26 protein-coding genes, 3 tRNA genes and 1 pseudogene are annotated in these 26,378 nt (G+C 40.9%); 19 read left to right on the top strand and 11 right to left on the bottom strand.

Annotated features, from left to right (window positions below):
- Positions 1–65: 65 nt before the first annotated feature.
- Together NRF22_RS03750 and NRF22_RS03745 are read left to right on the top strand one after the other, a co-directional pair.
- Positions 66–1,229 carry a thiolase family protein gene (locus NRF22_RS03750; RefSeq protein ID WP_263779332.1) on the top strand — a complete coding sequence of 388 codons (1,164 nt, stop codon included), beginning with the start codon at positions 66–68 and terminating at the stop codon, positions 1,227–1,229.
- A gap of 2 nt (positions 1,230–1,231) precedes the next feature.
- Complete coding sequence (locus NRF22_RS03745) at positions 1,232–2,392, top strand: hydroxymethylglutaryl-CoA synthase (protein WP_007744901.1); 1,161 nt, start codon at positions 1,232–1,234, stop codon at positions 2,390–2,392.
- Positions 2,393–2,400: 8 nt separating this feature from the next.
- On the opposite strand, the gene NRF22_RS03740 is transcribed toward NRF22_RS03745, so the two are convergent.
- The 3 genes from NRF22_RS03740 to NRF22_RS03730 all read right to left on the bottom strand — a co-directional run bounded on the left by NRF22_RS03740 (position 2,401) and on the right by NRF22_RS03730 (position 3,665).
- A complete protein-coding gene (locus NRF22_RS03740) occupies positions 2,401–2,856 on the bottom strand; it encodes a DUF536 domain-containing protein (protein ID WP_263779331.1) in 456 nt (151 codons plus the stop codon).
- A 109-nt stretch (positions 2,857–2,965) separates the two neighbouring features.
- A complete protein-coding gene (locus NRF22_RS03735; protein ID WP_007744903.1) occupies positions 2,966–3,436 on the bottom strand; it encodes a DUF669 domain-containing protein in 471 nt (156 codons plus the stop codon).
- 157 nt (positions 3,437–3,593) lie between these two features.
- Positions 3,594–3,665, bottom strand: a tRNA-Asn gene (locus tag NRF22_RS03730).
- 125 nt (positions 3,666–3,790) lie between these two features.
- Between NRF22_RS03730 and NRF22_RS03725 the strand changes: the two genes are divergently transcribed.
- The 5 genes from NRF22_RS03725 to NRF22_RS03705 all read left to right on the top strand — a co-directional run bounded on the left by NRF22_RS03725 (position 3,791) and on the right by NRF22_RS03705 (position 6,269).
- Positions 3,791–4,642 (top strand): sulfite exporter TauE/SafE family protein, encoded by an 852-nt coding sequence (locus NRF22_RS03725; protein ID WP_007744904.1) that lies wholly within the window; start codon positions 3,791–3,793, stop codon positions 4,640–4,642.
- On the top strand, positions 4,642–5,010 hold the full coding sequence (locus NRF22_RS03720; RefSeq protein ID WP_263779329.1) for a DUF1634 domain-containing protein: 369 nt from the start codon (positions 4,642–4,644) through the stop codon (positions 5,008–5,010). Before NRF22_RS03725 ends, NRF22_RS03720 begins: the two co-directional genes overlap by 1 nt.
- Before the next feature lie 3 nt (positions 5,011–5,013).
- Positions 5,014–5,826: a Cof-type HAD-IIB family hydrolase gene (locus NRF22_RS03715; RefSeq protein ID WP_263779328.1), complete on the top strand. Its 813-nt coding sequence runs from the start codon at positions 5,014–5,016 to the stop codon at positions 5,824–5,826.
- A 242-nt stretch (positions 5,827–6,068) separates the two neighbouring features.
- Positions 6,069–6,151: transfer RNA gene (locus NRF22_RS03710), tRNA-Tyr, on the top strand.
- A gap of 45 nt (positions 6,152–6,196) precedes the next feature.
- Positions 6,197–6,269: transfer RNA gene (locus NRF22_RS03705), tRNA-Gln, on the top strand.
- A 48-nt stretch (positions 6,270–6,317) separates the two neighbouring features.
- Here the strand turns inward: NRF22_RS03705 and NRF22_RS03700 are convergent.
- Together NRF22_RS03700 and NRF22_RS03695 are read right to left on the bottom strand one after the other, a co-directional pair.
- Complete coding sequence (locus NRF22_RS03700) at positions 6,318–6,830, bottom strand: phosphatidylglycerophosphatase A (RefSeq protein WP_007744910.1); 513 nt, start codon at positions 6,828–6,830, stop codon at positions 6,318–6,320.
- A gap of 48 nt (positions 6,831–6,878) precedes the next feature.
- On the bottom strand, positions 6,879–7,517 hold the full coding sequence (locus tag NRF22_RS03695) for a hypothetical protein (RefSeq protein WP_263779326.1): 639 nt from the start codon (positions 7,515–7,517) through the stop codon (positions 6,879–6,881).
- A 126-nt stretch (positions 7,518–7,643) separates the two neighbouring features.
- On the opposite strand from NRF22_RS03695, the gene NRF22_RS03690 reads away from it, so the two are divergent.
- Together NRF22_RS03690 and NRF22_RS03685 are read left to right on the top strand one after the other, a co-directional pair.
- Positions 7,644–8,534, top strand: a complete 891-nt coding sequence (locus NRF22_RS03690) for an aldo/keto reductase (RefSeq protein WP_263779324.1) — start codon at positions 7,644–7,646, stop codon at positions 8,532–8,534.
- Between the two features lie 59 nt (positions 8,535–8,593).
- Positions 8,594–10,465, top strand: coding sequence for an FAD/NAD(P)-binding protein (locus tag NRF22_RS03685; RefSeq protein WP_263779323.1), 1,872 nt, complete (start codon positions 8,594–8,596; stop codon positions 10,463–10,465).
- Between the two features lie 75 nt (positions 10,466–10,540).
- Here NRF22_RS03685 and lepB (NRF22_RS03680) read toward each other — a convergent pair whose 3' ends face one another.
- From lepB (NRF22_RS03680) to rpmH, 5 genes are read right to left on the bottom strand one after another with little or no spacing between them, the layout of a single operon-like run.
- Positions 10,541–11,182, bottom strand: coding sequence for a signal peptidase I (lepB, locus tag NRF22_RS03680; protein ID WP_263779321.1), 642 nt, complete (start codon positions 11,180–11,182; stop codon positions 10,541–10,543).
- The gene (gene lepB / locus NRF22_RS03675) at positions 11,158–11,778 is read right to left on the bottom strand and encodes a signal peptidase I (RefSeq protein WP_007744919.1); all 621 of its coding nucleotides are present in this window, start codon (positions 11,776–11,778) and stop codon (positions 11,158–11,160) included. The genes lepB (NRF22_RS03680) and lepB (NRF22_RS03675) overlap by 25 nt, the downstream gene beginning before the upstream one ends.
- A 3-nt stretch (positions 11,779–11,781) precedes the next feature.
- The gene (locus tag NRF22_RS03670) at positions 11,782–12,642 is read right to left on the bottom strand and encodes a membrane protein insertase YidC (protein WP_007744921.1); all 861 of its coding nucleotides are present in this window, start codon (positions 12,640–12,642) and stop codon (positions 11,782–11,784) included.
- Entirely contained in the window at positions 12,632–12,991 is a 360-nt protein-coding gene (gene rnpA / locus NRF22_RS03665; RefSeq protein WP_007744922.1) for a ribonuclease P protein component, read from the bottom strand. Before rnpA ends, NRF22_RS03670 begins: the two co-directional genes overlap by 11 nt.
- Before the next feature lie 30 nt (positions 12,992–13,021).
- Positions 13,022–13,156 (bottom strand): 50S ribosomal protein L34, encoded by a 135-nt coding sequence (gene rpmH, locus NRF22_RS03660; RefSeq protein WP_002819722.1) that lies wholly within the window; start codon positions 13,154–13,156, stop codon positions 13,022–13,024.
- Between the two features lie 449 nt (positions 13,157–13,605).
- On the opposite strand from rpmH, the gene dnaA reads away from it, so the two are divergent.
- From dnaA to gyrA, 6 genes are all read left to right on the top strand, one after another.
- Positions 13,606–14,952: a chromosomal replication initiator protein DnaA gene (gene dnaA, locus NRF22_RS03655; RefSeq protein ID WP_007744923.1), complete on the top strand. Its 1,347-nt coding sequence runs from the start codon at positions 13,606–13,608 to the stop codon at positions 14,950–14,952.
- Positions 14,953–15,114: 162 nt separating this feature from the next.
- Positions 15,115–16,242: a DNA polymerase III subunit beta gene (dnaN, locus tag NRF22_RS03650; protein ID WP_007744924.1), complete on the top strand. Its 1,128-nt coding sequence runs from the start codon at positions 15,115–15,117 to the stop codon at positions 16,240–16,242.
- A gap of 126 nt (positions 16,243–16,368) precedes the next feature.
- Positions 16,369–16,590 (top strand): S4 domain-containing protein YaaA, encoded by a 222-nt coding sequence (gene yaaA, locus NRF22_RS03645; protein ID WP_028291837.1) that lies wholly within the window; start codon positions 16,369–16,371, stop codon positions 16,588–16,590.
- Complete coding sequence (recF, locus tag NRF22_RS03640) at positions 16,577–17,698, top strand: DNA replication/repair protein RecF (RefSeq protein ID WP_263779318.1); 1,122 nt, start codon at positions 16,577–16,579, stop codon at positions 17,696–17,698. The genes yaaA and recF overlap by 14 nt, the downstream gene beginning before the upstream one ends.
- On the top strand, positions 17,691–19,649 hold the full coding sequence (gene gyrB, locus NRF22_RS03635; RefSeq protein WP_007744927.1) for a DNA topoisomerase (ATP-hydrolyzing) subunit B: 1,959 nt from the start codon (positions 17,691–17,693) through the stop codon (positions 19,647–19,649). Before recF ends, gyrB begins: the two co-directional genes overlap by 8 nt.
- Positions 19,650–19,657: 8 nt before the next feature.
- The gene (gene gyrA, locus NRF22_RS03630; RefSeq protein ID WP_263779317.1) at positions 19,658–22,228 is read left to right on the top strand and encodes a DNA gyrase subunit A; all 2,571 of its coding nucleotides are present in this window, start codon (positions 19,658–19,660) and stop codon (positions 22,226–22,228) included.
- 59 nt (positions 22,229–22,287) lie between these two features.
- Here the strand turns inward: gyrA and nadE are convergent, their stop codons facing one another.
- Positions 22,288–23,118 carry an ammonia-dependent NAD(+) synthetase gene (gene nadE, locus NRF22_RS03625; protein WP_007744929.1) on the bottom strand — a complete coding sequence of 277 codons (831 nt, stop codon included), beginning with the start codon at positions 23,116–23,118 and terminating at the stop codon, positions 22,288–22,290.
- Positions 23,119–23,358: 240 nt separating this feature from the next.
- On the opposite strand from nadE, the gene NRF22_RS03620 reads away from it, so the two are divergent.
- The 4 genes and pseudogenes from NRF22_RS03620 to rpsR all read left to right on the top strand — a co-directional run bounded on the left by NRF22_RS03620 (position 23,359) and on the right by rpsR (position 26,310).
- Entirely contained in the window at positions 23,359–24,828 is a 1,470-nt protein-coding gene (locus NRF22_RS03620) for a multicopper oxidase family protein (RefSeq protein WP_263779315.1), read from the top strand.
- A gap of 136 nt (positions 24,829–24,964) precedes the next feature.
- Positions 24,965–25,249, top strand: a pseudogene (rpsF, locus tag NRF22_RS03615) (30S ribosomal protein S6); the annotation flags it as partial.
- A gap of 170 nt (positions 25,250–25,419) precedes the next feature.
- Positions 25,420–25,965 carry a single-stranded DNA-binding protein gene (gene ssb / locus NRF22_RS03610; protein WP_007744940.1) on the top strand — a complete coding sequence of 182 codons (546 nt, stop codon included), beginning with the start codon at positions 25,420–25,422 and terminating at the stop codon, positions 25,963–25,965.
- Positions 25,966–25,989: 24 nt separating this feature from the next.
- Positions 25,990–26,310 (top strand): 30S ribosomal protein S18, encoded by a 321-nt coding sequence (gene rpsR, locus NRF22_RS03605; RefSeq protein ID WP_007744941.1) that lies wholly within the window; start codon positions 25,990–25,992, stop codon positions 26,308–26,310.
- Positions 26,311–26,378 lie beyond the last annotated feature (68 nt).

Below are 26,378 nucleotides of genomic sequence, written 5' to 3'. Positions count from 1 at the left end.
TTGTTTTTTTATTAAATACACCAGCCTTTAAGCGGGAAGACAATCGGCATTTTATAATGGTAAGTATGCAAAATGATCGAATTGCTGTCATCAGCGCAAAAAGAAGTGCCATCGGTAAATACGAAGGACAATTCCATTCACTTTCCGCGGTCGATTTAGCTACTTTGGTCAATCAAAACATTTTTCAAGAGACACATATTGACCCACAACTTGTCGACCAAGTGATTCTAGGCAACGTTTATCAAACAGGCAGTGGACAGAATCCTGCTCGTCAGACGGCATTAAGAAGCGGTCTTTCCAACTCCGCCACTGCCTTTACAGTCAACCAGCTCTGTGCATCCGGCATGAAAGCAATTAAATTAGCTAGCGATACCCTCCGGTTAGACGACAGCCGAGTCGTCTTGGCAGGCGGTTCAGAAAGTATGACCAACACAGTCTGTTTTATCAAAAAAGATGAACAATTGACGGAAAGCAATCTCCAAGACAGCTTATTTGTTGATGGTCTGGTTGACCCCTTTAATAACAAAGCTATGGGTCTGGAAACAGAATCATTGGCTGAAAAATATCAAATTACACGAGAATCTCAGGATCGCTGGGCTTACCGATCGCATCAAAAAGCCTATCAAGCCACTCTACAAGGACGTTTTTTAAATGAAATTGTGCCTATCCAAGTCCAAAATCAAAATATTAAAGAGGATCAATCAATCAGACCTGACAGTACGCTAGAGAAATTAGCACAACTAAAAAGTGTTTTTAAAACATCAGGACGAATTACAGCCGGCAATGCTGCACCACTGAATGATGGCGCAGCAATGCTGCTGCTCACTAAGGAATCTTTTGCAGAAAAACAAGGCTGGCCTATTATTGCTTATTTGAATACAGCAAGTGAGGCTGGTGTCCAATCCGAATTCTTTGGATACGGGCCAGTCGAGGCAACGCAGAAATTATTAAAAAAACAAGCAAGAACAATTGCCGATTACGATTTATTTGAGATCAACGAGGCTTTCGCAGCACAAGTTTTAGTTGATGCTGAAATTCTTCACATCCCCGCAGAGAAAATAAACGTCAATGGTGGATCATTGGCTTTGGGCCATCCCTTAGGAGCATCGGGCGCTCGAATTGTTGTTAGCCTGATTCACGCATTGAGGAATCACGGGTTAAAAAGAGGCCTTGCAATGCTTTGCGTCGGCGGTGGTATGGGTATGGCAATGGAAATAGAGGTGGATTAAATATGAAAATTGGCATTGATAAAATCGCTTACTATACGCCAGAATATTATCTCGATTTAGTCGATTTAGCCCACGCAAGAGGGGTTGATCCGAACAAATATCTGATCGGGTTGATGCAAAAAGAAATGTCTGTCGCACCATTAGACCAAGATACAGTCACAATGGCAGCCAATGCAGCAGATCAAATCTTAAGTAAAACAGATAAAGACGAGATTGGCTTATTAATTTTAGCAACCGAATCAGGCATCGATCAATCAAAAGCGGCAGCGTTATATGTGCAAGAATTACTCCACATCAGTTCTCAAGCTCGTGTCTATGAGATCAAAGAGGCTTGTTACGGGGCAACCGCGGCTTTGACCAGTGCACTGGATTACATTACAAACCATCCATCCAAAAAAGCACTTATCATCGCCTCTGATATTGCACGTTACGGCCTCAACACACCTGGCGAAGTCACACAAGGTGCAGGCGCAGTGGCGATGCTTATTAGTACAGATCCTAAAATTGTCAGCTTAGACGGTCAAAGCGAAATTCATAGTGAGCAGATCATGGACTTTTGGCGGCCGAACTATGCTAAAGAAGCGCTCGCAGACGGCCACTATTCACAAGAACAGTATTTAAAATTTTTTCAGATTGTTTTTAAGGCCTACATGCAAAAACACCATCTGGATTTGAGTTATTTTTCAGCGATGCTCTTCCACCTGCCCTATGCTAAATTAGCTTTTAAGGCATTGAATCTGGCATTAGAAACCGATAAAAGCGGCTCGTCAAAACGACTCTCGCAAGCCTTTTCGCAAGCAATCCATCTCAATCAAAAAGTCGGGAATATTTATACAGCTTCTCTGTACCTTAGTCTGATTTCATTATTGCAATTTGATCAACAACTGAAAACTGGCGACAAAATTGCTGCCTTCAGCTACGGATCCGGTGCAGTCGCGGAATTTTTCACTCTAACTATTGAAGCAGGTTTTGAAGGCAGGCTGTCTAAAATAGATAACGATCGCCTTATCGGAAATAGAAAAAAATTGTCTATAGCAGAGTACGAACGTGCTTTTCAAGCCTCGCTACCTGAGGACGGCAGTGATTTTCAAGTGACAGCAATGTCTAAAGCACCATTTAAATTATTAGGAATTCATGGTCACAAAAGAATTTACGGTCAATAGATAGCGCCTCATTTGAAAAGACGGCTGAAAAAGCCTTCTTTTTTTTCTGTACCATCTTCTAAGAGTGGCTTCTTTTTTTCACTTAATTGCAATTTTTGAGATTGGTCCAGCAGTGTGTGTAAATCTTTTATCTGTTCATCCTTAATAGTCAACTGCTTATTAACTTCTTCAAGTTGTTTAATTAAAGCGTTAAGGGCCAGGCCGCTTGCCAAGTCATTATCAGCAGCTTTTTCTTGTTTAGTATTCTGGCCGGATTTGTCAACAATTGTACTATCTTTATCTTCACCGTATTTCTTAGCTAGAAAAGAATGTGTTTTCTCGCTATATTCAAGTACCGTTAACTTACCGGTCTTTTTCCGGTTACTTACCGACAAACCACCTTTGGTAATGGCGTTTCGAATAGCTTGTTTAGATTTTCCAAATTCATCTGCAAGTTCTTTGATTGTATAATTTCTCTCGGTCACTTAGTCTATTTTACACATTTTTATTTTCAATTCCCAAACTTATCAATCAGATTTCTGCCTGTCTTTGCCATACAAAAAAATCGGGAACACATTCCCGACTCTAAGCGGTTTAGACATTTTCCAAAACAATTTGCGTTGGTTCCCAATCCCAAGGTGCGACGGTCTCTTGAACACGATCTTCGCCTTGAAAAGTTGACACATCATGCGTAACAGCCACACGAACAGGTTTATTAATCAGCTCTTTTTTAAAATCTTCAAAAGTTTCATAAATACGCTTATTAGAAGCCCCAGCGGCGACAGCGATCGCATTAAGAGTTGTAAAACGATACTCAGGATTTCTTTCTGAATTCCACACCGTTGTAAAGAAAACGCGACCTGCAAATTTGCCGTTGGCATTAACTAGACCTGCTTCGTTTCCAATGCCGTGACGCACCTCTAACTGAAAGGCAATACCCGCATTACCGGTTGCCGCTTCTTTTTCATTAATATCTTTGATAACAACCTCATAATTACCGGTAGGCAGTGCATCGTAACCGCCTCCTTCAGGCAAATGGTCATAATCTGTTTTCAAAAAATTCATTATAAATTCCTCCTATAACTCTTGATACGTATTTAAAGAGTTAAATCAGAAAAATGACGAATAAAATCGAACATGTCTTAATCACGGAAATCCATGGTTAAGAAAACAAGCAGGGGGCCGCATTTAGGAAATAAAAAAAGAGCTTTAGCTCCTCAAACTGTCCAGGCTGGGTTCGAACCAGCGACATCCACATTAACAGTGTGGCGTTCTACCACTGAACTACTAGACAATATTCTATTCATTATAAAGACATGTTTGCTATAAAGCAAGCCTTTTTTAATCAGCAAATGAGAAATACGGCATTTATCCCAAGACTATGTGTAAAAAGGAACTAATACCGCTAATATAGTAAATATGAGTCTTAGCCTCTTAATTACTTACATTTTGATTGGTGTCCTGGCTGGTATTTTTGGTTCGATATTAGGGTTAGGCGGCGGCATGATTGTCACACCGATTTTAGTACTTGCTTTTAATTTACCTATTCATTATGCTATCGCCGCTTCAATCATCGCAGTTATCGGTACCTCTTCCGGTGCATCGGTAGCATATTTAAGAGATGATTTATTAAATGTGCGTGTGGCGATGTTTCTAGAGATTTTTACAACCATCGGTGCATTAATCGGAGCCGTTCTTGTCGGTATTTTTCAGCCCGCATGGCTGAATGCTTTTTTCGGTTTATTGCTCGTCTACCAAGGTTACGCTATGTGGCAGAAAATTCATAATAAAAAAGCGGATGAGCTCGCATCAAAGGACGACAAGATAGCCGCCAAACTCAAATTAGACTCCAGTTACTACAATAAATTGGAACAAAAAAACGTATCCTATCATATCCAAAGGGTGCCTTTAGGTGCTCTGATTATGTTCGGTGCTGGTTTTGCCTCTGGACTATTAGGAATCGGCTCTGGTGGTTTTAAAGTGTTTGCTATGGACAGTGTGATGCAGATGCCATTAAAACCTTCTAGTGCTACCTCTAACTTTATGATGGGTGTAACAGCTGCAGCGTCAGCGGTCATTTACTTCTTTAATGGTACTTTGCAGCCCTTGATTGTTGCGCCAATTGCCATCGGGATTATTTTCGGCTCTACTTTGGGATCGAGAATTATGCCGCACTTACCAAATAAGCTGCTTCGAACTATATTCATTCCGGTGGTTCTAATCGCCGGTATCCAATTGATTATTAAGGCTTTCGGGATTAATTTATACTAATGGCAGATAAACAAGAAATAACAAACGAGAGAAAAATAGAAAATGGTATCGGCTGGATTCTGCGTGTAGGCGTTTTTTTTGCTGTTATCGTGATGAGTGTTGGCGTTATTCTGCTGCTGCTTCACGGAAATACCGGTTACGGAAAAAATATTCCTACAGATTTAGATCCCCTAATCGCAGGCCTGATAAGTGGAAAAGCAGCAGCTTGGCTGATGATGGGTATTTTTATACTCATTTTGACGCCAACTATTCGTGTCTTTGCCTCCATTTTTGCTTTTTTAGCTGCTAAAGACTTTCTCTATGTAGGTATTACAACATTGGTATTTATTATTCTATTATTCGCAGCCTTTATTGGGCTCCAGGGATAAGATATGGCAGTTAGGCTAATCACAATCGATGTCGACGGTACTTTATTATCCAGTGGGCAAACCGTCCCCAAAGACAATATCAAAGCTATTCAGGAAGCAATGTCTCAAGGATCTAAAATTGTGATTGCTTCCGGTCGTCCCCTATCCGGTATTATGCCATGGCTAAAAATTATTGGCGTCCCGATTGCAGATGATCAATTTGTAATTGCATTTAATGGCGGAGTCGTTCAGACAACTTCAGGAAAATTGCTTGAAAAAAATCAAATCACTTATCAAGATTATCAGCAGCTGCAGGCTTTTGCTGACCAGCAGCAGGCATACTTTCAAGTGGAGTCTTTAGATGGGTCTCACACCATAGCCAATAAAATTCCTAAAGAAGCTCAAATGGAAAATTATCTGATAAACGCTGATTTACAGATACACAAAAAAATGCCAGAACAAATAGAGTTTATCAAGCCAATGATTAATGGCAGTAAAGATGAATTGGATCGCATCATCAAACTTGTTCCAACGGAGATATCACGCAATTTTAACGTCGTACGCGGTGCTTGGTATAACTTGGAATTCATGTCAAAAAAAGCTTCTAAAGGAAATGCGCTACATATGCTGTCTCGTCAACTGGGTATTGAAAACACACAAACGATGGCGATTGGTGACCAGCAAAACGACCTATCCATGTTCAGCCAAGCCCATTATGCAATTGCAATGGGCAACGCTGATGACGCAATTAAAAATCAGGCTGATTTTACGACCAAAAGCAATGATGAAGCGGGTGTTGCACTGGCTATTAGAAAATTTGCGCTTGCAAAATCTTAAATATTGACAAACAAATCTATCCGAGTAATAATATAAACACATCTAGGAAAGGGGGCGATCCGTTTTGAATTCAAATACATCTGAACTTCTTAACGGCTTCGCCGCTTAAAGGAAAAGCGGCGAGAGCTGTTGAGAGAACCCGGGCAAATTTAGTTAGGTGGCCCGGGTTTTTGTTTGAACTTTTTCAAGAAATACTTGATATTCGTGTGGTTTTCCCTTAGAATAATTTAGTCAAAGCGTTTGGGAGTGTAGCGAAGTGGTTAAACGCTGCGGACTGTAAATCCGCCCTCTTACGAGTTCGTAGGTTCGAATCCTACCGCTCCCATCGGTAATAAGTTCGCTTGCTTGTCACAAATTTATTACCAACAAATGCCCCATAGCCAAGTCGGTAAGGCAACGGTTTTTGGTACCGTCATGCGCTGGTTCGAGTCCAGCTGGGGCAAGAAATTAAAAAAGACCTGTTGGAGGTCTTTTTTTATTATCCTAATATTTTATTGTGCATCATCCACAAATCCCTTAGGATACTTCTGAGCCAAACGCGACCCGGCTGCTGCCGCAATCCCACCAATGACATCATCAATAAAAGTTGTTGTGACACCCTTGGTCGTTTTACCAATTTTATCTAGTTTACCGATAATACCAGGTTTGATGTTATCAACATAACCATACCCTGTAAATCCAATTGAGCCAAACGAAGTTGCAATTGCATTGCCTAGTAATTCATCAACGCCAAACAGGCCAAAATCTTCCTTAATGACATCGCGCAAGGGCTCATTAATGAGATTTTCTTCTGTCAAACGATCAAGCTCCAAAGCAACCCACACAACATGCTGTACTTCTCTTTTCTCTAGTACGCGTTGGACAGATTGCATCGCAATCTGCTTGGTCAGTCCCGGTAGATAACGCAACTGGAAATGATAAGCTATCTCGGCAATATCATCCAAGTCAACGTGCCGTTCTTTTAATTTTGCAACTGTATTTTCATAATTTACGTGTTCAGACATATCTACCTCCAAATATAGATTTTTAATTACAAGCCAATTTTGATTAATTCAACGGCGTATCAAAATACCGAAAGTTAATCCTAGCAGCATAGCAATTGCCATCATCCAATAATTTCTCATCGCGAGATTAGCGGTTGCGAGTATGAATGGACGAGAAATAAATTTAATAACGTTGTTGAACACAGGAGGCAAAGCAGCGACTAGCAGCAGCGTTGTCCATGGTAGGAAGGCAAACAGAACCGCTCCGGCCACGGCAAAAAATGAAATAACATAAGCAGTAGAAAACATAATCAAATCCCGCCTCAAAGACTCAACCTCCTCAGCATTTGCCGGACTGTTGTGCATGATAATTCTATGAGACAAAAGAACATTAAAAATACTAACAACGGCAGGAAAACAGGCTAAGAAAACCAAAACATAGCTGCTCAGCGTTAAATTATTGTTTGAATTTAAAAAAATTAAGGCTGCAGGAATGATATAGCCCAAAATCAAGGAATAGATAATAATAGCCGTTTTTTCAGTTGGCAGCTGACTAAAAAACGAATAGATCATTGTAATAATAATCACAGCGAAAACAGCTGCAATTGAAGACCAGAAGTTAAGCTTGCCAAAATTGAATTGAGCAATTAAAAGAGCTAAAACGATTGGAAAAACAATCAATTTAATTGTTAAAAATTTATCCGTCATTTATCAGCCCTTTCTGGGCTCTTCCTATATTCTACCTGCTCTTCTATAATCATGTATAGAAGCTCTCTTTGAACTTCAGGTTGCTGGAACGTTAAATCTTTTTTCTGTCATATGGGGGACCTTTATATGCAAATAAGTGCAAAGACATTAACAGATACATATTCATTAAAAAACGGCATTAAAATTCCAGTAGTTGGTTTTGGTACTTGGCAATCAAATAATGGTGCAGAAGCATATAATGCCGTAAAATGGGCCTTAGAAGCGGGTTATCGACACATTGATACCGCAGCTGTGTATGGCAACGAGGAATCAGTTGGAAAAGCCATTCGCGATTCAGGCATTAAACGCGATGATTTGTTTATCACAACTAAATTGTGGAATTATCAACGAGATAGCTATGAACATACATTACAAGCATTTGGTGATTCTCTTTCACGCTTGGGGCTGGATTATGTCGATCTCTATCTGATTCATTGGCCGGAACCAATTGAATATCGCGATCACTGGCAAAGCCTCAATGACAACTCTTGGCGAGCAATGGAAAAAATTTATCGAGACGGCGGAACACGCGCAATTGGTGTCTCTAATTTTAGAGAAACACATATCAACGAATTACTAAAAACAGCCGAAATCACACCAATGGTCAACCAAATTTTCTTAAATCCTGGCGATCAAGAGAAAAACTTAATCAAATATAATCAAGATCATAAAATTTTAACTGAAGCTTATTCACCACTAGGAACAGGTCAGCTGCTTTCGCGCCCCGATCTCAAAAAAATTGCCAACAAACACAATGTATCTGTGGCTCAAATCTTAATTAGATGGAATTTAGAAAAAGGTTACCTACCCCTGCCGAAATCAACACACCAGGATTTTATTAAAAATAATACTCAAGTGTTTGATTTTCAGTTGGATTCTGATGATCATCGACTTTTGGATCAGATGGACGGCCAAGGCAAGCAGCATACAGAACCACGTTTACATGATTTCCAAAAGATAGTCCCTTTTTTGGAATAATAGCAAAAAGATAAGCTGTAGCAAATTATGTTACAGCTTTTTAATATAATTGAAGGTATATGAAAATTGCGATTATTGGTGCTGGCCCAAGAGGTTTGGCCGTAGCAGATCGGTTAGTAGTTCGAGCTGCAAAAGAACAAATAAAAATTGATATCAAACTCTTTGATCCCCATGAAATAGGCGGGCGAGTCTGGGATCCTTCAATTAATGCCAATAACATCCTGCTGATGAATACTGTTGTCAGCCAGGTAAGCTTTTTTGCTGATGATTCCATTTACCACCCAGGTCCCACCAGACAAGGACCTAATTTTTACCATTGGATTAAAGAAGACGCTGTTGAATTTTTGAAAAATACACCACAAGGTATCCGCTACTTGGACAAACTGAATTTGAATGAAAACAGTTATGCGGTTCGTGGACTTGCTGGTCTATACCAACAATGGTTTTTCAATAACATCAAAGAACAGTTAGAAAATAATTCCTCTCTTGTCTATCAGAAGACAGAAATTAAAAAAATTGCAAAACATAACGACCAATATCGATTGAGTTTTGCAAATAGTTTTGAAGATTTTGATTTTATCTTTATGGGCCTAGGCTTTGGCAACAATCGACTAACAGATGAAGAAAAAAGCTTTTCTGAGTTCGCCAAACGCTACAATCTCCGGTATATTGCACCCGGCCACCCTGCAGAAATAGATCTGAGCCAAATTCCTGGTAAGCAAAACGTTATTATCAGAGGGCTTGGCCTTTCCTTTTTTGATTATCTGGCCCTGTTAACGGAAGGTCGAGGCGGCCATTTTGTTGAAGATAAAAGCCAAGAACTCCGGTACCATCCTAGCGGAAAAGAGCCGACAATATATGCTGGTTCTCGTAGCGGCAATCTGCTCCATGCTCGCGCCTTAAATCAAAAGTCAGAAAGCGAACAATATGCTGCACAATTTTTCACAACTGCTAATTTAAAAAAATTAGAAGATAAAAATGGTCATATCACTTATTCAGATTTCTTCTCATTGTTCGACAAAGAGCTGCAGTTCAAACATTACGAAAATCTCACCAAGGCAATAGCCTATCGAAATCTCTTTCATAAAAAAACTCATCGGTTTTTGGAAAGGCTTAGAAATAGCGAAAGTAAAGATTTTGAGGTCATTGCACATAATTTTCAAATTCCCGAGGAACAAATTTGGCATTGGAATGAAATTATTGATGCCATTCACCAAGTCAAGAGCAAAGATGATTTAACAACTTGGTATGAAAGATACTTAGCTAATGATATTGAGGACGCTTCTGAAGGTAACAAGAATGCCATCTTTGCCTCAGCATTCGATATTTTAAGAGATATTCGCGAAACAATCCGCGACCTGATCAACCAGGACCGTTTTCAGACTCAAGATTTAAAAAAATTCCTGACAATTTTTAATCACATCAGCACGGTTATTAGTGTTGGACCGCCTTTGATCAGAATCAAACAACTAAAAGCACTTTTAAAAGCCAATATCGTGCACTTACTTGGCCCAGATCTCAAGGTTGAGAATAACCCTAGAGAAAATTCTTATATCGCAAAGACTGCCTTATCAGAGAGAGTCTCAGCCTCAAGCTTCATAGATGCTAGGTTGCCTCAGGTGAGTGTGTCCTTATCTGAGCAAGATCTCAGAAAGGAGCTGATTAACTTAGGCTGGTTCCACGAAACATCCTATCAAGATAAGCAAGGCCATTTGATTTTAGATGCTGCTCAAATCAATCCCAATACTTTCCAATTAATTGATGAATTTGGACAAATCCTACCCAATTTATACTCTGCAGGTATTCCTCATGAGAGCATCAGCTGGTTCACCACCGTTTTACCCCGTCGTGGTGTGAATACGATTATTTTCCATGAGGCTGCCATCATTTCTGAAGAAATTGTTCAGACCATTAAAAAAACGTCCAAATGACCTGTACCCCTAAAATTGTTTCCGACTTTTTTGGGTACAGATCAGAATAGGGCGTTTTTTTGTTTCACGTGAAACCTATTCAAAAAAATGGCGAGACCACGAATTAATACGGCGCATACGTTGTCGCTGATTCCACGAATAGTATTGTACCGATCCTTGAATCTGTGATTTTTTTATTAGACCGTACTTTCGACTATCTGTGGGCATACTTCGATTATCTGCTAAAACAAAATACGTATTTTTTTTAACTTTTAGAATATTTTGTTGGGATCTTGGCCAGTTCCGATTAAGAGATAAAGAATTTAGGGACCAACCGCTATCAATTGACATGCTGGTAGCTTGCTGTTGTTGTTTACTAATAAATCGCTGATTAACCGTTTTGCCATTAACTTGCAGCTTATTTTTCCGAAAAACAATATGATCTCCTGGCAGTCCTATAATTCTCAAAACTGCCATCGTCGTACCTGTATCTGACCTCTGCCTAGCATTTGTATTAAAGACAACAACCGTTCCACGTGAAACATTTTGATTTTTTCTCAATAAAACAACTTGGTTATTAACCAAATTCGGCGACATGGACTGTCCGGAAATTCTGATAAAAGAAAAATAATTAGCCCTAAGAAAAACCGCAAACGCGATACCAGCGAATGCGGGAAATAACCAAATCTTCAAGAAATATTTGACATGTTTATTCATTTGGTAAAAAAGTTCTTCCAAACATCATTAATTTGAGTATGATTACTACTCCAAGGAAAGACTTTAGCAACACCAAGCATGTGTGCTTGACTCACAAATCCAAAATATCGGCCATCTTCTGATCTTGCACGATTATCCCCAAGAACAAAATAATTACCAGCAGGAACCGTCGTTGCCTTTCCATCGGCCCAATGCGAGCTGCCGGAAACGAAAGGCGAATCGCCTGAAGATAAAGACGTCAAAGTCCAATTCCCAGTACCGCTCGTCCTATTATAAAAAGAAATATAACTTTGAGATATTTGTTTGCCATTGACATAAATATTGCCATTCTTAGCTTCAATTCGATCGCCAGGTAATCCGATAACACGCTTAACATAGTCCTTTTCACCAGATTGAATGCCCGGATCTTCTTTACGAGCATCAAAAACAACGACTGATCCGCGTCGAATCCGCGCCATTTTCAAGACCCAAATGCGTTCACCGTTAGTAAGGTTGTTTAACATGGAATCACCATTGACGGTTACCGGTACTAAAATAAATATTTGAATGAGCCAGGCGGCCAGCAAACCTACGATAATTGGGACAATCCAAGAAAAAAGAACTCTAAGTTTTGCCATTTTTTATCTCCTTCGTTTGTGTACTTTACGCAATGTTTTGGTAATGACCCGTTTTCTTTCAATTTCTGCTTGCACTTTGGCCTTTTCCTCCGCGCGAACTTTGAAGGGATTTTGGAAGAAGAAAGTCTGAACAGCTTGAAATGCATTGGTTGCAACCCAGTAGAGAGATAGTGCTGAAGGTACAGCAAGCGAAGAGAAAAAGATAATAAATGGAAATATATAAGGCATGACTTTAGCAAATCCTGGCTGATCTTTTCCAAGAGATACCGTACTCATCCAAGAACTGATGAACGTAAACAAGGCAGCGAGAACCGGGAGAATAAAGTATGGATCTGTATTTCCCAGCTGTAACCAATAAAATGATCCGCTTTTTAATGCTGGTGTCGAGTTAATCGCTTGAAACAAAGCCCAAAGTACAGGCAATTGAATCAGCAAGGGCAGCATGGAAGCATAGGGATTAACACCAGCTTCCTTATAGACTGCCGACGTCTCCGCCTGCATATTCATCATGGAATCACGATCACGTTTCCCTTTATATTTTTCCTGGACTTTCTTAATCTTTGGTGTGACCTTAGACATTTTCTTTGAGGAAGAAATCGAATAGACCATTAAGGGTAAAATCAGAAAACGGATCAAAACTGTAAAAGCAATAATGCCAAAGCCATACGAGTTGGTAAATAAACTTGCAGCACCAAAGATCGAATTAGCGAAAAAACCAGTTATCGAACCCAAGATACCGTGATAGTTTGTCTGATCTGAATTAGGAATCAAAGCAAGGGCAATGATTGCAATCAAAGAAAGTACCGCAAGAACAATTGATGGCCAACCAACTTTTTTTAAAAAATTCTCTATTTTATTTATCATGTAATATGCCTGCTAAATCCAATACGTGTTTGATTTGATCTTGGATTACCGTCTGTGCTTGCCCAGAAACGGCTGGTCGCGCAACAACGACGATATCCAAATCATCAGCTATCATTTGAGATAGATTGTTAAAAGATTCACTAATACGGCGCTTAACCCAGACGCGTTCATGAGCTTTACCGATTTTTTTTGAAACAGACAGACCAATGCGCCAATGGTTAAGATGAAGATTTTCTGGTTGCTGCTCACTGTATACAACAAAATAGCGGTTTGCAAAAGATTGATGCTTTGCAAAAACTTTTGCAAAATCGCTAGCCTTCTTTATTCTAAAAATTTTTTTTGTACTCATTTTACAAAAAAAGTCGCATACGCGACTGAATTAAGCTGCTAACACCTTACGGCCCTTAGCACGACGACGCGCAAGTACCTTACGACCATTTGCGGTGCTCATTCGTTTACGGAATCCATGGACACGTTGCAAGTGCCTCTTTTTAGGTTGATAAGTTCTTTTCATGTTCTACTCCAATATATGCCCAACCGGGGCAAAGTTACTGAAATATAGTACCACAAAAGCATACGTAAACTCAACTGGCGCAAGCTTTTAAAAGAAATTTACTTGTCCACAATACCACGGAATGTGGTGTGGAATTATTAAGAAAGTTTAAAGTTAAAAGCGCCTAAATCAGGGGTTTTCCACTAATTAACTACATTTCCACAGCTTGTGAACAAATAATGGACATTTTCTTGTGTATTCTGTGGATAAGTGGTTAATTTGTGGAAAGATCGGCATTTTCATGAGAAAGTGCCTTGTGGAAAAGTATTAAAAAAGTGGAAAGGGTTAAAAATACCCACAGACTTGGGGATAAATTAGTTAACAGACTGTAAATATCTCGGAAAGTTGTTTGCACATACTGTTGAAAATAACAGAGAGTTCCCGTTTAATTAGTCTAGTCGGAAAATATTATGAATGATGATTACTTTGATTTGAATAATTTTTGGAAGAGTGTCCAAGATCGCTTCGCTGATAACATGGGTGAAACAGCCTATGAGAACTGGATTCGGCCAGTTAGAGCAGCCAGCGTTGACCTAGCAAATCGTACCGTATCTCTGCAAGTCCCAAGCGATCTAGTCATGCAGGCTTGGGACAATGGCAACTACACAGCGAAGTTTATGGAATATGCCTATGATGTTGCTCATGATTTTTTTAAGCCTGACTTAAAAGTTGTCAAGGTCGTTGTCAATCCAGTTAACAATTCAAATCAAACCTCGTCCAATTTTCAAACGAACGACTACCAGCTCAATCCCGCTTTCACTTTTGATACATGGGTAGTCGGAGACGCTAATGAACTGGCAACAAGTGCCGCAATGGCAGTCTCAGAGCAGCCAGGCCGGCAATATAACCCTTTACTTATATATGGATCCTCAGGTTTGGGAAAAACGCATTTGATGGAGGCGATCGGAAACCGTCTAAAAGAGGTACAGCCCAATGCGATCGTGCGCTACATTACGACTGATGATTTTATGAATGATTGGGTCAATGCGATCAGTAAAAAATCTACCAGTGAATTTACAGATACGTATGAAAATGTCGATTTGCTCCTTGTTGACGATATCCAGATGCTGCAGGGGAAGGATCGTTTTCAAGAAGAGTTCTTTAATATATTTAACAAAATCACAAAAGCTCAAAAACAAATTGTTATGACTTCCGATGTTCTTCCCAAAGATATCCCTGGCCTTAATGCACGGCTTGTTTCCAGGTTCATGCAAGGTGTGGCCTATGATATTCAAAAACCCGATTTTCCAACTCGCCTGGCGATTCTAAAAAACAAGTCCGAAGAAGCTGGCATGCAGATTGATAATCAGACCCTGACCCTGATCGCAGAACAAATAGATACGAACGTTCGGGAATTAGAAGGAGCCTTCAATACCTTAACTTTAATGGCTAGAGCCGGTCGACCCATCAATGTTGCCAATGCTCAAAAAATTCTCGAACATCTCAACATCAGCAGGCAGAAAGTAATAACTGTTTCAGATATTCAAAGAATTGTTGCTGAAGATTATGGGGTTGGCTTGTCTGATTTGCTTGGGAAAAAACGAAATTCAGATATCGTGCTTCCTAGACAAGTTGCTATGTACTTAATAAGAACGCTAACCGATACCTCGCTGCCCAAAATCGGTCAAGCCTTTGGCGGGCGCGATCACACAACGGTGATGCATGGCACGGAAAAAATTGCCGATCTGATCGAAACTGACTACAGTATGAAGCAGAGAATTGAAACTCTGTCGACAAAAATCAAAGAAAAATCATAAAAATACGTATCATAAGAGTATAGACAGTTGTGGATAAAACGTTTGGTTTTCCAGAAATGTTTCCACCAGGTTTATCCCTGCCGAACAAGTAATGAGACGGCTTTTCCACAATATCCACAGCCCTTATTATTACTATTAACAAATTTATTATTAGGATGAGCGATGAAATTCTCTGTTAAACGAAGCGAATTAGTTAATAAATTAAATATTGTCAGCCGTGCCATTTCAGGCAAAGTCATGATTCCTATTTTGACTGGAATCAAAATTTCAGTCACCGATAGTGATCTAACTTTGATCGGGTCAAATTCGGAGATCTCTATTAAAACAGTGTTATCAAATACGCCGGAAAAACAAGAAAATCTTGTAATTGCAGAAAAAGGCGAAATAGTGGCCAATGCCAATTTCTTTACGAATATCATAAAGAGACTTTCTGGAGACCGCGTTGATATCACGACAGAAGGCTCCCAAATTAAAATTGTTGCCGGTAAGTCGGAATTTATGGTTTCCGGCCAGTCAGCAGACAACTATCCGCAATTACCACGTATTGACGACTTAGATTCCATTAGTCTCTCTTCTAAACAACTCATTGATATTATCGGCGAGACAATTCGATCAGTGTCGATTCAAGACTCTCGGCCACTGCTAACCGGTATCCATTTCATAATTGATAACGAACAGCTCAAGGCGGTCTCGACAGACTCGCACAGGCTCTCTCAAAGAATTACACAAATATCATCTGCCAACTCAGCTGACGTTGTGGTTCCCGGCCGTACTTTGACTGAATTAAGAGCACTACTTGAAGGTATTGACCAGTTAAATCTGCAATTTGACCAATCACAACTGCTGGTTGATTTAGGTCAGACAACTTTTTATTCTCGCCTGCTCGAGGGTCAGTATCCGGATACTGACCGGTTGATCCCAAGCGAATCAACTACAGGATTCGTGATTGATGCCGCTCAGTTGGCCTCATCCTTGGATCGTGTTAGTTTAGTGGCACACCAATCTGGTAATTTGGTCGCAAAATTTACGATAAAGCAGGGCAAGTTAACCATCAGTACAGCGCAGAGCGAAGTAGGAAAAGTTTCTGAAGAATTGTCAATTGATCATTTTATAGGCCAGGATCTGGAAATCAGTTTTAACCCGGATTTTGTTCGCGATGCTTTAAGCTCGATCGCTGAAGAGCAACTCAATTTTTCTTTCACGACTAATTTGCGGCCTTTTGTCATTAGGCCGGCCTCTTTTTCGGACAATAACAAGGTACAGTTAATCACACCCGTTAGAACCTTCTAGTTTTTTGCGATCTAAGCAAAAAAAGCATTTTATGATTAAAAACGCCAAAATGTCAAAAAATTGCTCAAACGGCAAAATACGGCGTTTTTTTGCTATAATGGAAAAGGTAATCTTGGGGGTGAAAATTTGAAAAAAGTTCAGATCAACACCGAATTTATTACGCTAGGTCAATTATTGAAGATTGAGAATATAGTTGATTCTGGTGGCAGCGCAAAGTTTTTTCTAAGAGAAAATCCAAGCTCTTTTTTTATAAACGGTGAAGCGGATAACCGGCGTGGTAGGAAATTACGTCCCGGGGATATGATCAGCATTAAGCAGGTTGGAGAGTACCAAATTGTTTCTCAATAATCTTAGGCTTGTTAATTTCCGAAACTATAAAGAATTAAATGTGGCTTTTTCACATTCGATCAATGTTTTAATCGGTAATAATGCCCAAGGAAAAACCAATTTATTAGAAGCAATTTATTTTTTATCCATGGGAAGATCTCATCGTGATAGCAATGACAGAGATTTAATTAACTGGTCAGCAAAGTCGGCTGTCATTAGCGGGGAGATTGAAAGCAGAACAGCTCGTTATCCTTTAGAAGTCCGAATTGAGAAGGGTGGAAAAAGAGTTCTAGTCAACCACCTTACCGAAAACCGGCTATCCGATTATATCGGTAATTTGAATACCGTTTTGTTTGCACCTGAAGATTTGGAATTAGTAAAAGGCTCTCCCGGTGTTCGACGAAAATTTATCGATAGCGAATTTGCTCAAATGTCCAGCAATTATTTGTTTAACCTGCTGCAATATCGTAACGCGTTAAAGGACCGTAACGCGTATCTGAAAAACATCAAATGGGTGGCCAACTCGCCTAAGTTTGATGAAACTTATTTAAGTGTTTTGGATGATCAACTAATTAAGTTTGGCAGTGCTATCATTCTGCAACGCTTTTCTTTAATCCAAACTTTAGAAGCCTACGCACGTGAAGTTCATCTGGCGATCTCAAAAATCGAAGAATTGAAACTTTGCTACATTACTTTTCCAACAGTCAACGAACAGTCCAGTCAAGAGGAAATTAGTGAGATTTTTAAAAAACAGTTATTAAAAAATCGGAATCGTGAACTTTTCTTGAAATCGACAAGTGTTGGTCCTCATCACGATGACCTCAAATTTTTGATTAACGGGAAAGAAGTTGGTTCCTTTGCTTCTCAAGGCCAGCAGCGTACGACGGCGCTGTCGATTCGATTAGCGGAAATTGAAATGATGAAATTTGAGACCGGTGAATATCCGATTTTGTTGCTAGACGATGTACTTTCTGAATTAGATGGCAAAAGGCAGACACAACTATTAGATTTTATTCAGGATAAGGTTCAAACTTTTTTGACCACCGCAAGTCTTTCTGACATCGACAAGGGACTAATCAAAGATCCAAAAATTTATCACGTGAAGGATGGAGTACTTATTAATGATTGATGAAAAAAATAATAATCAAATAGCACCTGATGATAATAATGCTTACGGCGGATCTTCAATCCAAATTCTTGAAGGTCTTGAAGCTGTCCGTAAACGTCCAGGAATGTACATAGGATCAACTGCTAGTTCTGGATTGCATCATCTGGTCTGGGAAATCATTGATAACGGGATTGATGAAGCTTTAGCCGGATTTGCACATCATGTCACACTAACAATTGAGAAGGACAATTCGATTACTGTGACCGATGACGGCCGTGGTGTCCCTGTTGAGATCCAGCCTAAAACTGGTCGTCCAGCCATGGAAGCCGTTTTCACAATTTTGCACGCGGGCGGTAAATTTGATTCGAAAAACTACAAGGTATCCGGCGGTCTTCATGGAGTTGGTGCTTCGGTTGTTAATGCATTATCCAAAGAAATGGACGTACGCGTCTATCGTGACGGAAAAATTTATTATATGGATTTTCAGCGCGGCCATATTCAAACGGAGATGAAACTTTTGGATGAGCCAATGCGCTTAGAACGTGGCACCATTGTTCATTTTGCTCCGGATCCAGATATTTTTCGAGAGACGACAACTTTTGACTACAATACTTTAGCCAGTCGTATTCGTGAATTGGCCTTTTTGAATAAAGGACTGCGTCTATCAATTACAGACCGGCGTGTCGAACCAGAGAAAAAAGAATCTTTCATGTACGAGGGCGGTATCGCAGAATATGTGAAATTTTTGAATAAAAATAAACAGCCCCTATTCCCAGAACCCGTCTATGTGGAAGGTGAAGAAAATGGTATCCAAGTAGAAGTTGCTTTACAGTATACAGATGCCGTTGCTGAGACATTAATGAGCTTCACGAATAATATCCATACGCACGAAGGCGGAACTCATGAGACCGGCTTTAAAATGGCGCTGACACGAATCATCAATGATTATGCTAAGAAAAAAGGCATATTGAAAGATTCCGATGATCCTTTGACTGGCGAAGATGTCCGCGAAGGCATTACGGCGATTGTTTCGATTAAGCATCCAGACCCTCAATTTGAAGGTCAGACCAAAACTAAGTTGGGGAATACCGATGCGCAACAGGCAGTCAACCATCAATTTTCGACAATTTTCAATCGTTTTATGATGGAAAATCCAGAAACGGCTCGCGCCATTGCCAACAAGGGTATTATTGCATCCAAAGCACGAGTAGCTGCTAAAAAAGCTCGTGATTTGACCCGACGCAAGTCAGGACTGGAAATCAGTGCACTTGCCGGTAAACTAGCCGATAACACATCGAAAGATCCCGATATTTCTGAATTGTTTATCGTCGAGGGTGATTCTGCCGGCGGTTCTGCTAAACAAGGTCGTTCACGTTTAACACAGGCCATTCTGCCTATCAGGGGAAAAATTCTCAATGTTGAAAAAGCGACCCTAGATAAAGTACTGGCCAACGAAGAGATTCGTTCTCTATTTACAGCGATGGGAACTGGATTTGGTGATGAATTTGATATCAGCAAAGCCCATTACCACAAGGTCATTATTATGACTGATGCCGATGTCGATGGTGCTCATATTCGGACACTTCTTTTGACGCTATTTTTCAGGCATATGCGGCCATTAATTGATGCAGGTTATATTTACATCGCTCAGCCGCCTTTGTATGGTGTCGCAATTGGAAATTCTGATCAGCGTGTATATCTGGACTCAGATGAAGAACTTGATCGTTACATTGCAACATTGCCGGCTAGTCCGAAACCAAGAATCCAGCGTTATAAGGGACTTGGTGAGATGGATGCCGAACAGCTTTGGGATACGACTATGGATCCTAAGCATCGGCGTCTGCTGCGAGTTAGTCCTGACTACCAGCCGGAGGTTGATACGACTTTTGATATGCTGATGGGTGATCGCGTCGAACCGAGACGTGAGTTCATTGAAGATAATGCACAATTTGTTGAAGATTTGGATGTTTGAGGAATTATATGACCGAAGAAGAAAATAACAATTTTACACCTGATTCCCGAATCAAGAGTGCCGATCTGAATAGCACGATGCGGACTAGTTTTTTATCTTATGCGATGTCTGTTATCGTGGCTCGCGCGTTGCCAGATGTACGAGATGGTTTGAAGCCGGTTCACCGTCGTATTTTGTATGGTATGAACGAATTAGGCGTCACGCCTGATAAACCGCATAAAAAATCGGCTCGTATTGTTGGAGACGTCATGGGAAAATTTCATCCGCATGGCGATTCGGCAATCTATGAATCGCTAGTTAGAATGGCACAGCCTTTCAGTTATCGTTACCCGCTGGTGGACGGCCATGGAAATTTTGGATCTGTTGATGGTGATCCAGCTGCCGCAATGAGATATACCGAAGCGCGTTTATCTAAAATTGCTTTGGAGATGCTGCGAGATATCAATAAAGACACGGTAGATTTTCAGCCCAGCTATGATGGCGATAACCGGGAACCGGTTGTGTTACCGGCTCGTTTTCCTAACTTGCTGGTAAACGGTGCACAAGGAATTGCGGTTGGAATGGCAACCAATATTCCGACGCATAATTTACGAGAAGTCGTGGCAGCTATTCATGTTTTAATGGACAATCCCGATGCAACGGTTGCTGATTTGATGGAAGTATTGCCGGGACCGGATTTTCCGACTGGTGCGATTGTCATGGGCAAAGCCGGTATTAGACGGGCTTATGAGACTGGTCGCGGGTCTGTCACGGTTCGTTCCAAAGTTGATATTGAGACAACTTCGACCGGGCATGAACGGATCGCCATTTCTGAATTGCCTTATATGGTCAATAAAGCCAAGCTGATTGAACGCATTCGAGAATTAGTTTTGGAGAAAAAAATGGATGGTATTACAGCTATCCGAGATGAGTCAGATCAAAAAGGCCTGCGAGTGGCGATCGATGTTGGGCGAGATGCAAATGCCAACGTTGTTCTCAATAACCTTTATAAACAGACACTCCTGCAGACGAGCTTTTCCTTTAACATGATTGCCATTAATCATGGTAAGCCTCAGACAATGAGCCTCAAGCAGATCTTGGTGGCTTACCTGGAGCATCAACGTGAAATTATCCGCCGTCGGACTGAATTTGATTTAAAGAAGGCACAAGATCGCGCTCATATTCTCGAAGGACTGCGTATTGCGTTAGACCATATTGATGAAATCATTGCCTTAATCCGTGCCAGCTCGACAGCTGAAATTGCCAAGACCGAGTTGATCACGCGTTACCAATTGTCTGATAAGCAGGCACAAGCTATCTTGGATATGCGTCTGGTACGTTTGACAGGATTGGAACGCGACAAGATTGAAGCTGAATACAATGATCTGCTCAAATCAATTGAGGACTACAAAGATATTTTGTCTAAGCCGGAACGGATTGATCGGGTTATTTATCAAGAACTGCTGGATATTTCTAATAAATTTGGGGATGACCGTCGTACAGAACTGCAGGTAGGCGATGTAACATCGATTGAAGATGAAGATTTGATTGATGAAGAAGATGTTTTGATCTCTTTGACACATAAAGGCTATATCAAACGGCTTTCGACAAACGAGTTCCATACGCAGAATCGTGGCGGCCGTGGTGTCCAGGGAATGAATACGCATGATGATGATTTTGTGGAACAGCTTGTTTCGACGAGTACCCATGATACTTTATTATTCTTCTCTGATCTCGGCAAAGTCTACAAAATGAAGGGCTATGAAGTTCCTGAGTATGGTCGCCAAGCCAAGGGAATCCCTGTAATCAACCTACTAGGTTTGGATTCCGGTGAACGTGTACAAGCTGTGATTAATGTCCGCGGGGAAGCAGCCTCATCGAAGAACTTTCTCTTCTTCACCACGAGACTCGGCACTGTTAAACGCACTGCTGTATCTGAATTTACCAATATTCGTCAGTCGGGTCTTCGTGCGATTAATCTGCATGATGATGATTCCTTGATTAGTGTGCTGCTGACAGATGGCAAAAAGAATATTGTTATCGCATCCCATTCTGGTTATGCTGTATCTTTTGCCGAACTAGATGTGCGTGCCATGGGCAGAACCGCTTCTGGTGTTCGCGGGATGAATTTACGGACTGGCGATTATGTTGTTGCTGCTGACTTGCTGATTCCCGGTCAGAATGTTTTGGCGATTACGGAAAAAGGTTACGGAAAACAGACCGCAGTTGAAGAGTATCCAATACGCGGTCGTGGCGGCAAAGGCTATAAAACAGCTAATATCTCTGAAAAGAATGGGCCTTTAGCTGGTTTAGCTGTTGTTTCCGGTAATGAAGATATCATGATTACCACTGATTCTGGTGTCATGATTCGCTTTAAAGCCGGGGATGTTTCAATTACCGGAAGAGCCACCTTAGGAGTTCGTGTTATTCGAATCGAGGAAGGTTCTAAAGTTGCTACTTTGGCTAAAGTTGAAGCAGAAGATGATGAAACTTCGCAAGATGAAGTAGGATCTGCAGAAGACCAGACAGATAACGCAACAAAAGTTCAAAATCTTGCTGATCAATTAATTGATGAGAATAAAGATGATAAACAAGATTAATAAAAACCACTTCATGATTGAGGTGGTTTTTATTAATCTTAAAAAAAATAAGCAGACTTTTATTGATACCACCAAGTATCGTAAATAGTTACCGGTAAATGGCGCTTTTGTTTGGTACTAAGATACAGTTTTTCGATTGTTTCGGCCGCCTGTTCAGGTACCTGACGTCCCTCTAAGTAGTCGTCAATATATTTATAAGAAACCCCCAATGCCACCTCGTCAGGCAGCTGAGGACGCTCATCCTCGAGATCTGCAGATGGTACTTTGTTATATAGAGCCTCGGGCGCGTGTAGAAATTTCAGCATTTGTTTTCCCTGACGCTTATTTAATCGCCACAAGGGATCGATATCGGTTCCGCCGTCACCATATTTGGTAAAGAAACCAGCAAAAGCTTCAGCAGCGTGATCTGTACCAACAACGACGCCGGCGTGCTCTCTTGCAACTGCATATTGAGCAATCATACGCATCTTGGGTTTAATCGAACCCCGGCTCATATCGTCAACGACCAAACCGGCATCTCGCAGGGTTGCTGTCAGTGCATCTGTCGCTGCTTTGATGTTGGTTGTCACTGTTATATCGGGCTCAATGAAATCTAGAGCAGCTCGTGCATCATCTTCATCGGCTTGCTGGCCATATGGTTGTCTGATCGCAACGAATTGATAGGACGAATCCTTTTTCTCTTCTCTTAATTCTTGAATGGCTGTTTGTGCAAGCTTACCTGCTAAGGTCGAATCTTGACCACCTGAAATAGCTAAAGCATAGCTTTTATAATTTGGATTAGCTAGTAAATAGTTTTTTAAAAAGGAAATTGAGCGGTCAATTTCTTCTTTGGGATCGATAACCGGCTGTACATGCAGGTCAGCAATGATTTCAGCTTGTAAAAGTCTCATTAGTTCTGTTCTCCTGATGATTTTTGTTCTTCTGGGGCAACCAGCTGCCCATTGAAGACATTCTTTGGATAATCAAGATTATTCTACCTTTTTTTGCTTCCTGTAGCGGATTTCAGTCAGCTGCAATTGTTTATATAAAAATGAAGAAGATATATCCTATAGATGGCTGATATTTTAAGTGTGAGAGAGAAATATACGAAATTAAATTCTAGAGATCATCAGACGAAACGAGGTTTGAAAATGACAGAAATTTTAAATAAGTATTTATTTGACGAAAAAGCTTATGACTATCACGATGCGGCTTATAAAGCTTTGGTTGTGCCCAAAACTAAAGTTCATAGCCTTAGAATTCCAAAAATTCTAGAAGCCGACAAAATTCAAGGCGACACCATTTACTACACAATTCGTGCCCAAACAGGACAAACACAAATTTTAGATGGTAAGCCTACCGCTACTTGGGGATATAACGCTAGTATCCTTGGGCCCTTAATCAAATTCGTATCAGGCAAACACTACCATTTGACTTTGATTAACAACCTGCCCGAAGTGACAACTTGGCATTGGCATGGATTGGATATTCCCGGTCCAATCGAAGACGGAGGTCCGCACGCACCGGTACGGCCTGGTGAAAAAAAAGAGATTGAATTTGATATTAATCAGCAAACGATGACAGCTTGGCTTCATCCGCATCCATGTCCGCATACTGCAGAACAGGTCTGGCATGGCTTGGCAGCACCTGTTGCTGTGATTAATCCGGCAGATAATCTGCCTCAGATTCCGCATGATTGGGGCATTGATGATATTCCTGTCATTTTCCAAGATCGAACCTTTCATGATAATCAATTAGACTATCAGAGCGATTACGATATGGATGGGACGCTGGGGGATACTGCTTTGGTAAACGGTACCGTGAATGCTGAATTTACAGTAACACGGCCTTGGCTTCGTTTGAGAGTATTGAATGGTGCTAACCGGCGGGAACTTCGGCTAAATTCAAATGATAATATCACGATGACACAGATAGCATCGGATGGCGGCTTTTTGCCGCACGCGGTTCCGTTGACTAAATTAATGCTGACTTGCGCCGAACGAGCAGAATTGCTGCTTGATTTTTCATCATATAAAACTGGTGATCAAGTCGTATTGAAAGCTGACGACACACCGATTCTGAGACTTAAAGTCGGTGATTTTACAGAAGATAACCGTTCACAGTTACCGGCAACTTTAAAACAGATTGAGCGCGGTTTTACCGGTGGCGCCACGCATAAGGTCGTCATGGCCGGGATGGATGATTCTGTTCGGATTAATGACAAACTTTATGACATGACCCGTATTGACGACCAGCAGATAATGGGTAAAAACGAAATTTGGGATGTTTCTAATACAAATGATGATATGCCTGGTATGGGAATGATTCATCCATTCCATATGCATGGCATGTCCTTTCTCGTGTTATCTAGAAATGGCCATGACCCCTATCCGAACGAATTTGGTTTTAAAGATACGATTGGTGTTAATCCTGGCGAGCACGTTAGACTGCTGGTTAGATTTTCTGTTCCCGGTATCTTCATGTATCATTGCCACATATTGGAACACGAAGATACCGGTATGATGGCTCAAATCGAGGTCACTGATCCTGCACATCCAATACACTGGGATTTGAAAGATTTGTGCGAGAAAAATGGTGTCGATCCCAATATGCAGATGTAGCCTGTTTGTTTTTGAAACATGGCTTGAAGTTGATGCAGCTTGCTTTTAAGCGCGTTTCCCTGTATCATATTTGTCCGTGATGAAATACTCACTTTCCTTACCGCTAAGGCGGTCAGAGACCAAAAGGAGGTAAAAAATGGCTAGTTATGAATTAACTTATATTGTTCGTCCTGACTTAGATAAAGACGCAAAAGCAGCTTTGGTTGCACGTTTTGATAAAGTATTGACTGACAATGGCGCTGCAATTGATAAATCCGAGGATTGGAATTCTCGTCGCTTCACATACGAGATTAACGGTTATCGAGAAGGAACTTATCATGTTGTTGTTTTCGCAGCTGATGATGATAAAGCGATTAATGAATTTGATCGTTTGGCTAAGATTTCAGAAGATATCTTGCGTCATATGATCGTTGCTGTTGACCCTGCAAAGCTTGCTGATGCTCACGCTAAACAAGCTGCAGCGGCACAAAGAGCAGCTGAACGTCGTGCGCAGCGTGAAGCTGAGCGCAGCGCTGCACAAGCGCAATATAACGCTGCTAATGAAGCAAAAGCTGCATCAGCACCTGTATCAAGCGAAAAGTAAGGAGTTCTATGATCAATCGAGTTGTATTAGTTGGCAGATTAACCCGTGATGTCGAATTGCGCTATACCGGAAGCGGTGACGCGGTTGGTTCCTTCACGATTGCAGTTGAAAGAAATTTTACGAATCGTGCCGGCGAGCGTGAGGCAGATTTTATTAGTTGTGTCATTTGGCGAAAACCAGCAGAAAACTTTGCCAATTTTACAGGCAAAGGTGCCATGATTGCTGTCGAAGGACGTTTGCAAACGCGAAGTTATGATAATAATCAAGGTCAGAAAGTTTATGTGACTGAAGTTGTTGTAGATAATTTCCAGTTATTAGAGACGCGGGCTCAATCTGAAGCTCGCCGTTCTCAAAATGGCAGTTCCGCGGCGCCTCAGCAGAACCAGAATAATTTTAAAATCCCGGCTCAGCAGTCAAATCCGTTTGACGCGCAATTTAACAATCAATCACAGTCAAGCTCAGCTAATAATGATCAATCTAGTGCTTCCAGCCCCTTTGATACAGATGCTGGAAACAATTCGGTTGATATCTCGGATGATGATCTCCCATTCTAAATTTTTAAGAAAGGACTATCAATAATGCCTGAAGAACATTCAAACCAAAGAACTCAGACTTTTAATGGCGAGCGGACAAACCGTCCTAGCCGTACTCCTCGTGGAGACGGTGATCGCCGCGGCCGTCGTCAAGGTGGCCGTCGTCGTGTCGATTACCTCGCTGTCAATCACATTGAATATGTCGACTATAAAGATACTGAGTTATTGCAGCGTTTCATTGCTGACAATGGTAAAATTTTGCCGCGTCGGATTACCGGCACTAGTTCAAAAAATCAGCGTAAAATTGCAATTGCAGTTAAGCGTGCGCGCATCATGGCTTTACTGCCATTCGTTGCTAACAACTGATTTTCATATTGTTGGTTAAAAAGCATTTCCGTCAGGAGTGCTTTTTTGTTTCTTAAGAAAGGGTTAAA

The organism is Oenococcus kitaharae (assembly GCF_025758695.1).
GTDB lineage: Bacteria > Bacillota > Bacilli > Lactobacillales > Lactobacillaceae > Oenococcus > Oenococcus kitaharae_A.
Note: the sequence above shows the minus strand (reverse complement) of the source record. Positions and strands in the feature narration are given on the sequence as shown.

What these genes read in the sequence shown, in the direction of transcription:
- rnpA (WP_007744922.1), bottom strand. Translation starts at nt 12,991, where the DNA reads ATGAGTACAAAAAAAATTTTTAGAATAAAGAAGGCTAGCGATTTTGCA.
- NRF22_RS03690 (WP_263779324.1), top strand. Translation starts at nt 7,644, where the DNA reads ATGCAAATAAGTGCAAAGACATTAACAGATACATATTCATTAAAAAAC.
- NRF22_RS03685 (WP_263779323.1), top strand. Translation starts at nt 8,594, where the DNA reads ATGAAAATTGCGATTATTGGTGCTGGCCCAAGAGGTTTGGCCGTAGCA.
- NRF22_RS03715 (WP_263779328.1), top strand. Translation starts at nt 5,014, where the DNA reads ATGGCAGTTAGGCTAATCACAATCGATGTCGACGGTACTTTATTATCC.
- rpmH (WP_002819722.1), bottom strand. Translation starts at nt 13,156, where the DNA reads ATGAAAAGAACTTATCAACCTAAAAAGAGGCACTTGCAACGTGTCCAT.
- gyrB (WP_007744927.1), top strand. Translation starts at nt 17,691, where the DNA reads ATGATTGATGAAAAAAATAATAATCAAATAGCACCTGATGATAATAAT.
- nadE (WP_007744929.1), bottom strand. Translation starts at nt 23,118, where the DNA reads ATGAGACTTTTACAAGCTGAAATCATTGCTGACCTGCATGTACAGCCG.
- NRF22_RS03695 (WP_263779326.1), bottom strand. Translation starts at nt 7,517, where the DNA reads ATGACGGATAAATTTTTAACAATTAAATTGATTGTTTTTCCAATCGTT.
- NRF22_RS03700 (WP_007744910.1), bottom strand. Translation starts at nt 6,830, where the DNA reads ATGTCTGAACACGTAAATTATGAAAATACAGTTGCAAAATTAAAAGAA.
- lepB (WP_007744919.1), bottom strand. Translation starts at nt 11,778, where the DNA reads ATGGCAAAACTTAGAGTTCTTTTTTCTTGGATTGTCCCAATTATCGTA.
- NRF22_RS03750 (WP_263779332.1), top strand. Translation starts at nt 66, where the DNA reads ATGCAAAATGATCGAATTGCTGTCATCAGCGCAAAAAGAAGTGCCATC.
- rpsR (WP_007744941.1), top strand. Translation starts at nt 25,990, where the DNA reads ATGCCTGAAGAACATTCAAACCAAAGAACTCAGACTTTTAATGGCGAG.
- gyrA (WP_263779317.1), top strand. Translation starts at nt 19,658, where the DNA reads ATGACCGAAGAAGAAAATAACAATTTTACACCTGATTCCCGAATCAAG.
- NRF22_RS03735 (WP_007744903.1), bottom strand. Translation starts at nt 3,436, where the DNA reads ATGAATTTTTTGAAAACAGATTATGACCATTTGCCTGAAGGAGGCGGT.
- NRF22_RS03670 (WP_007744921.1), bottom strand. Translation starts at nt 12,642, where the DNA reads ATGATAAATAAAATAGAGAATTTTTTAAAAAAAGTTGGTTGGCCATCA.
- NRF22_RS03725 (WP_007744904.1), top strand. Translation starts at nt 3,791, where the DNA reads ATGAGTCTTAGCCTCTTAATTACTTACATTTTGATTGGTGTCCTGGCT.
- NRF22_RS03620 (WP_263779315.1), top strand. Translation starts at nt 23,359, where the DNA reads ATGACAGAAATTTTAAATAAGTATTTATTTGACGAAAAAGCTTATGAC.
- NRF22_RS03720 (WP_263779329.1), top strand. Translation starts at nt 4,642, where the DNA reads ATGGCAGATAAACAAGAAATAACAAACGAGAGAAAAATAGAAAATGGT.
- NRF22_RS03745 (WP_007744901.1), top strand. Translation starts at nt 1,232, where the DNA reads ATGAAAATTGGCATTGATAAAATCGCTTACTATACGCCAGAATATTAT.
- dnaN (WP_007744924.1), top strand. Translation starts at nt 15,115, where the DNA reads ATGAAATTCTCTGTTAAACGAAGCGAATTAGTTAATAAATTAAATATT.
- dnaA (WP_007744923.1), top strand. Translation starts at nt 13,606, where the DNA reads ATGAATGATGATTACTTTGATTTGAATAATTTTTGGAAGAGTGTCCAA.
- ssb (WP_007744940.1), top strand. Translation starts at nt 25,420, where the DNA reads ATGATCAATCGAGTTGTATTAGTTGGCAGATTAACCCGTGATGTCGAA.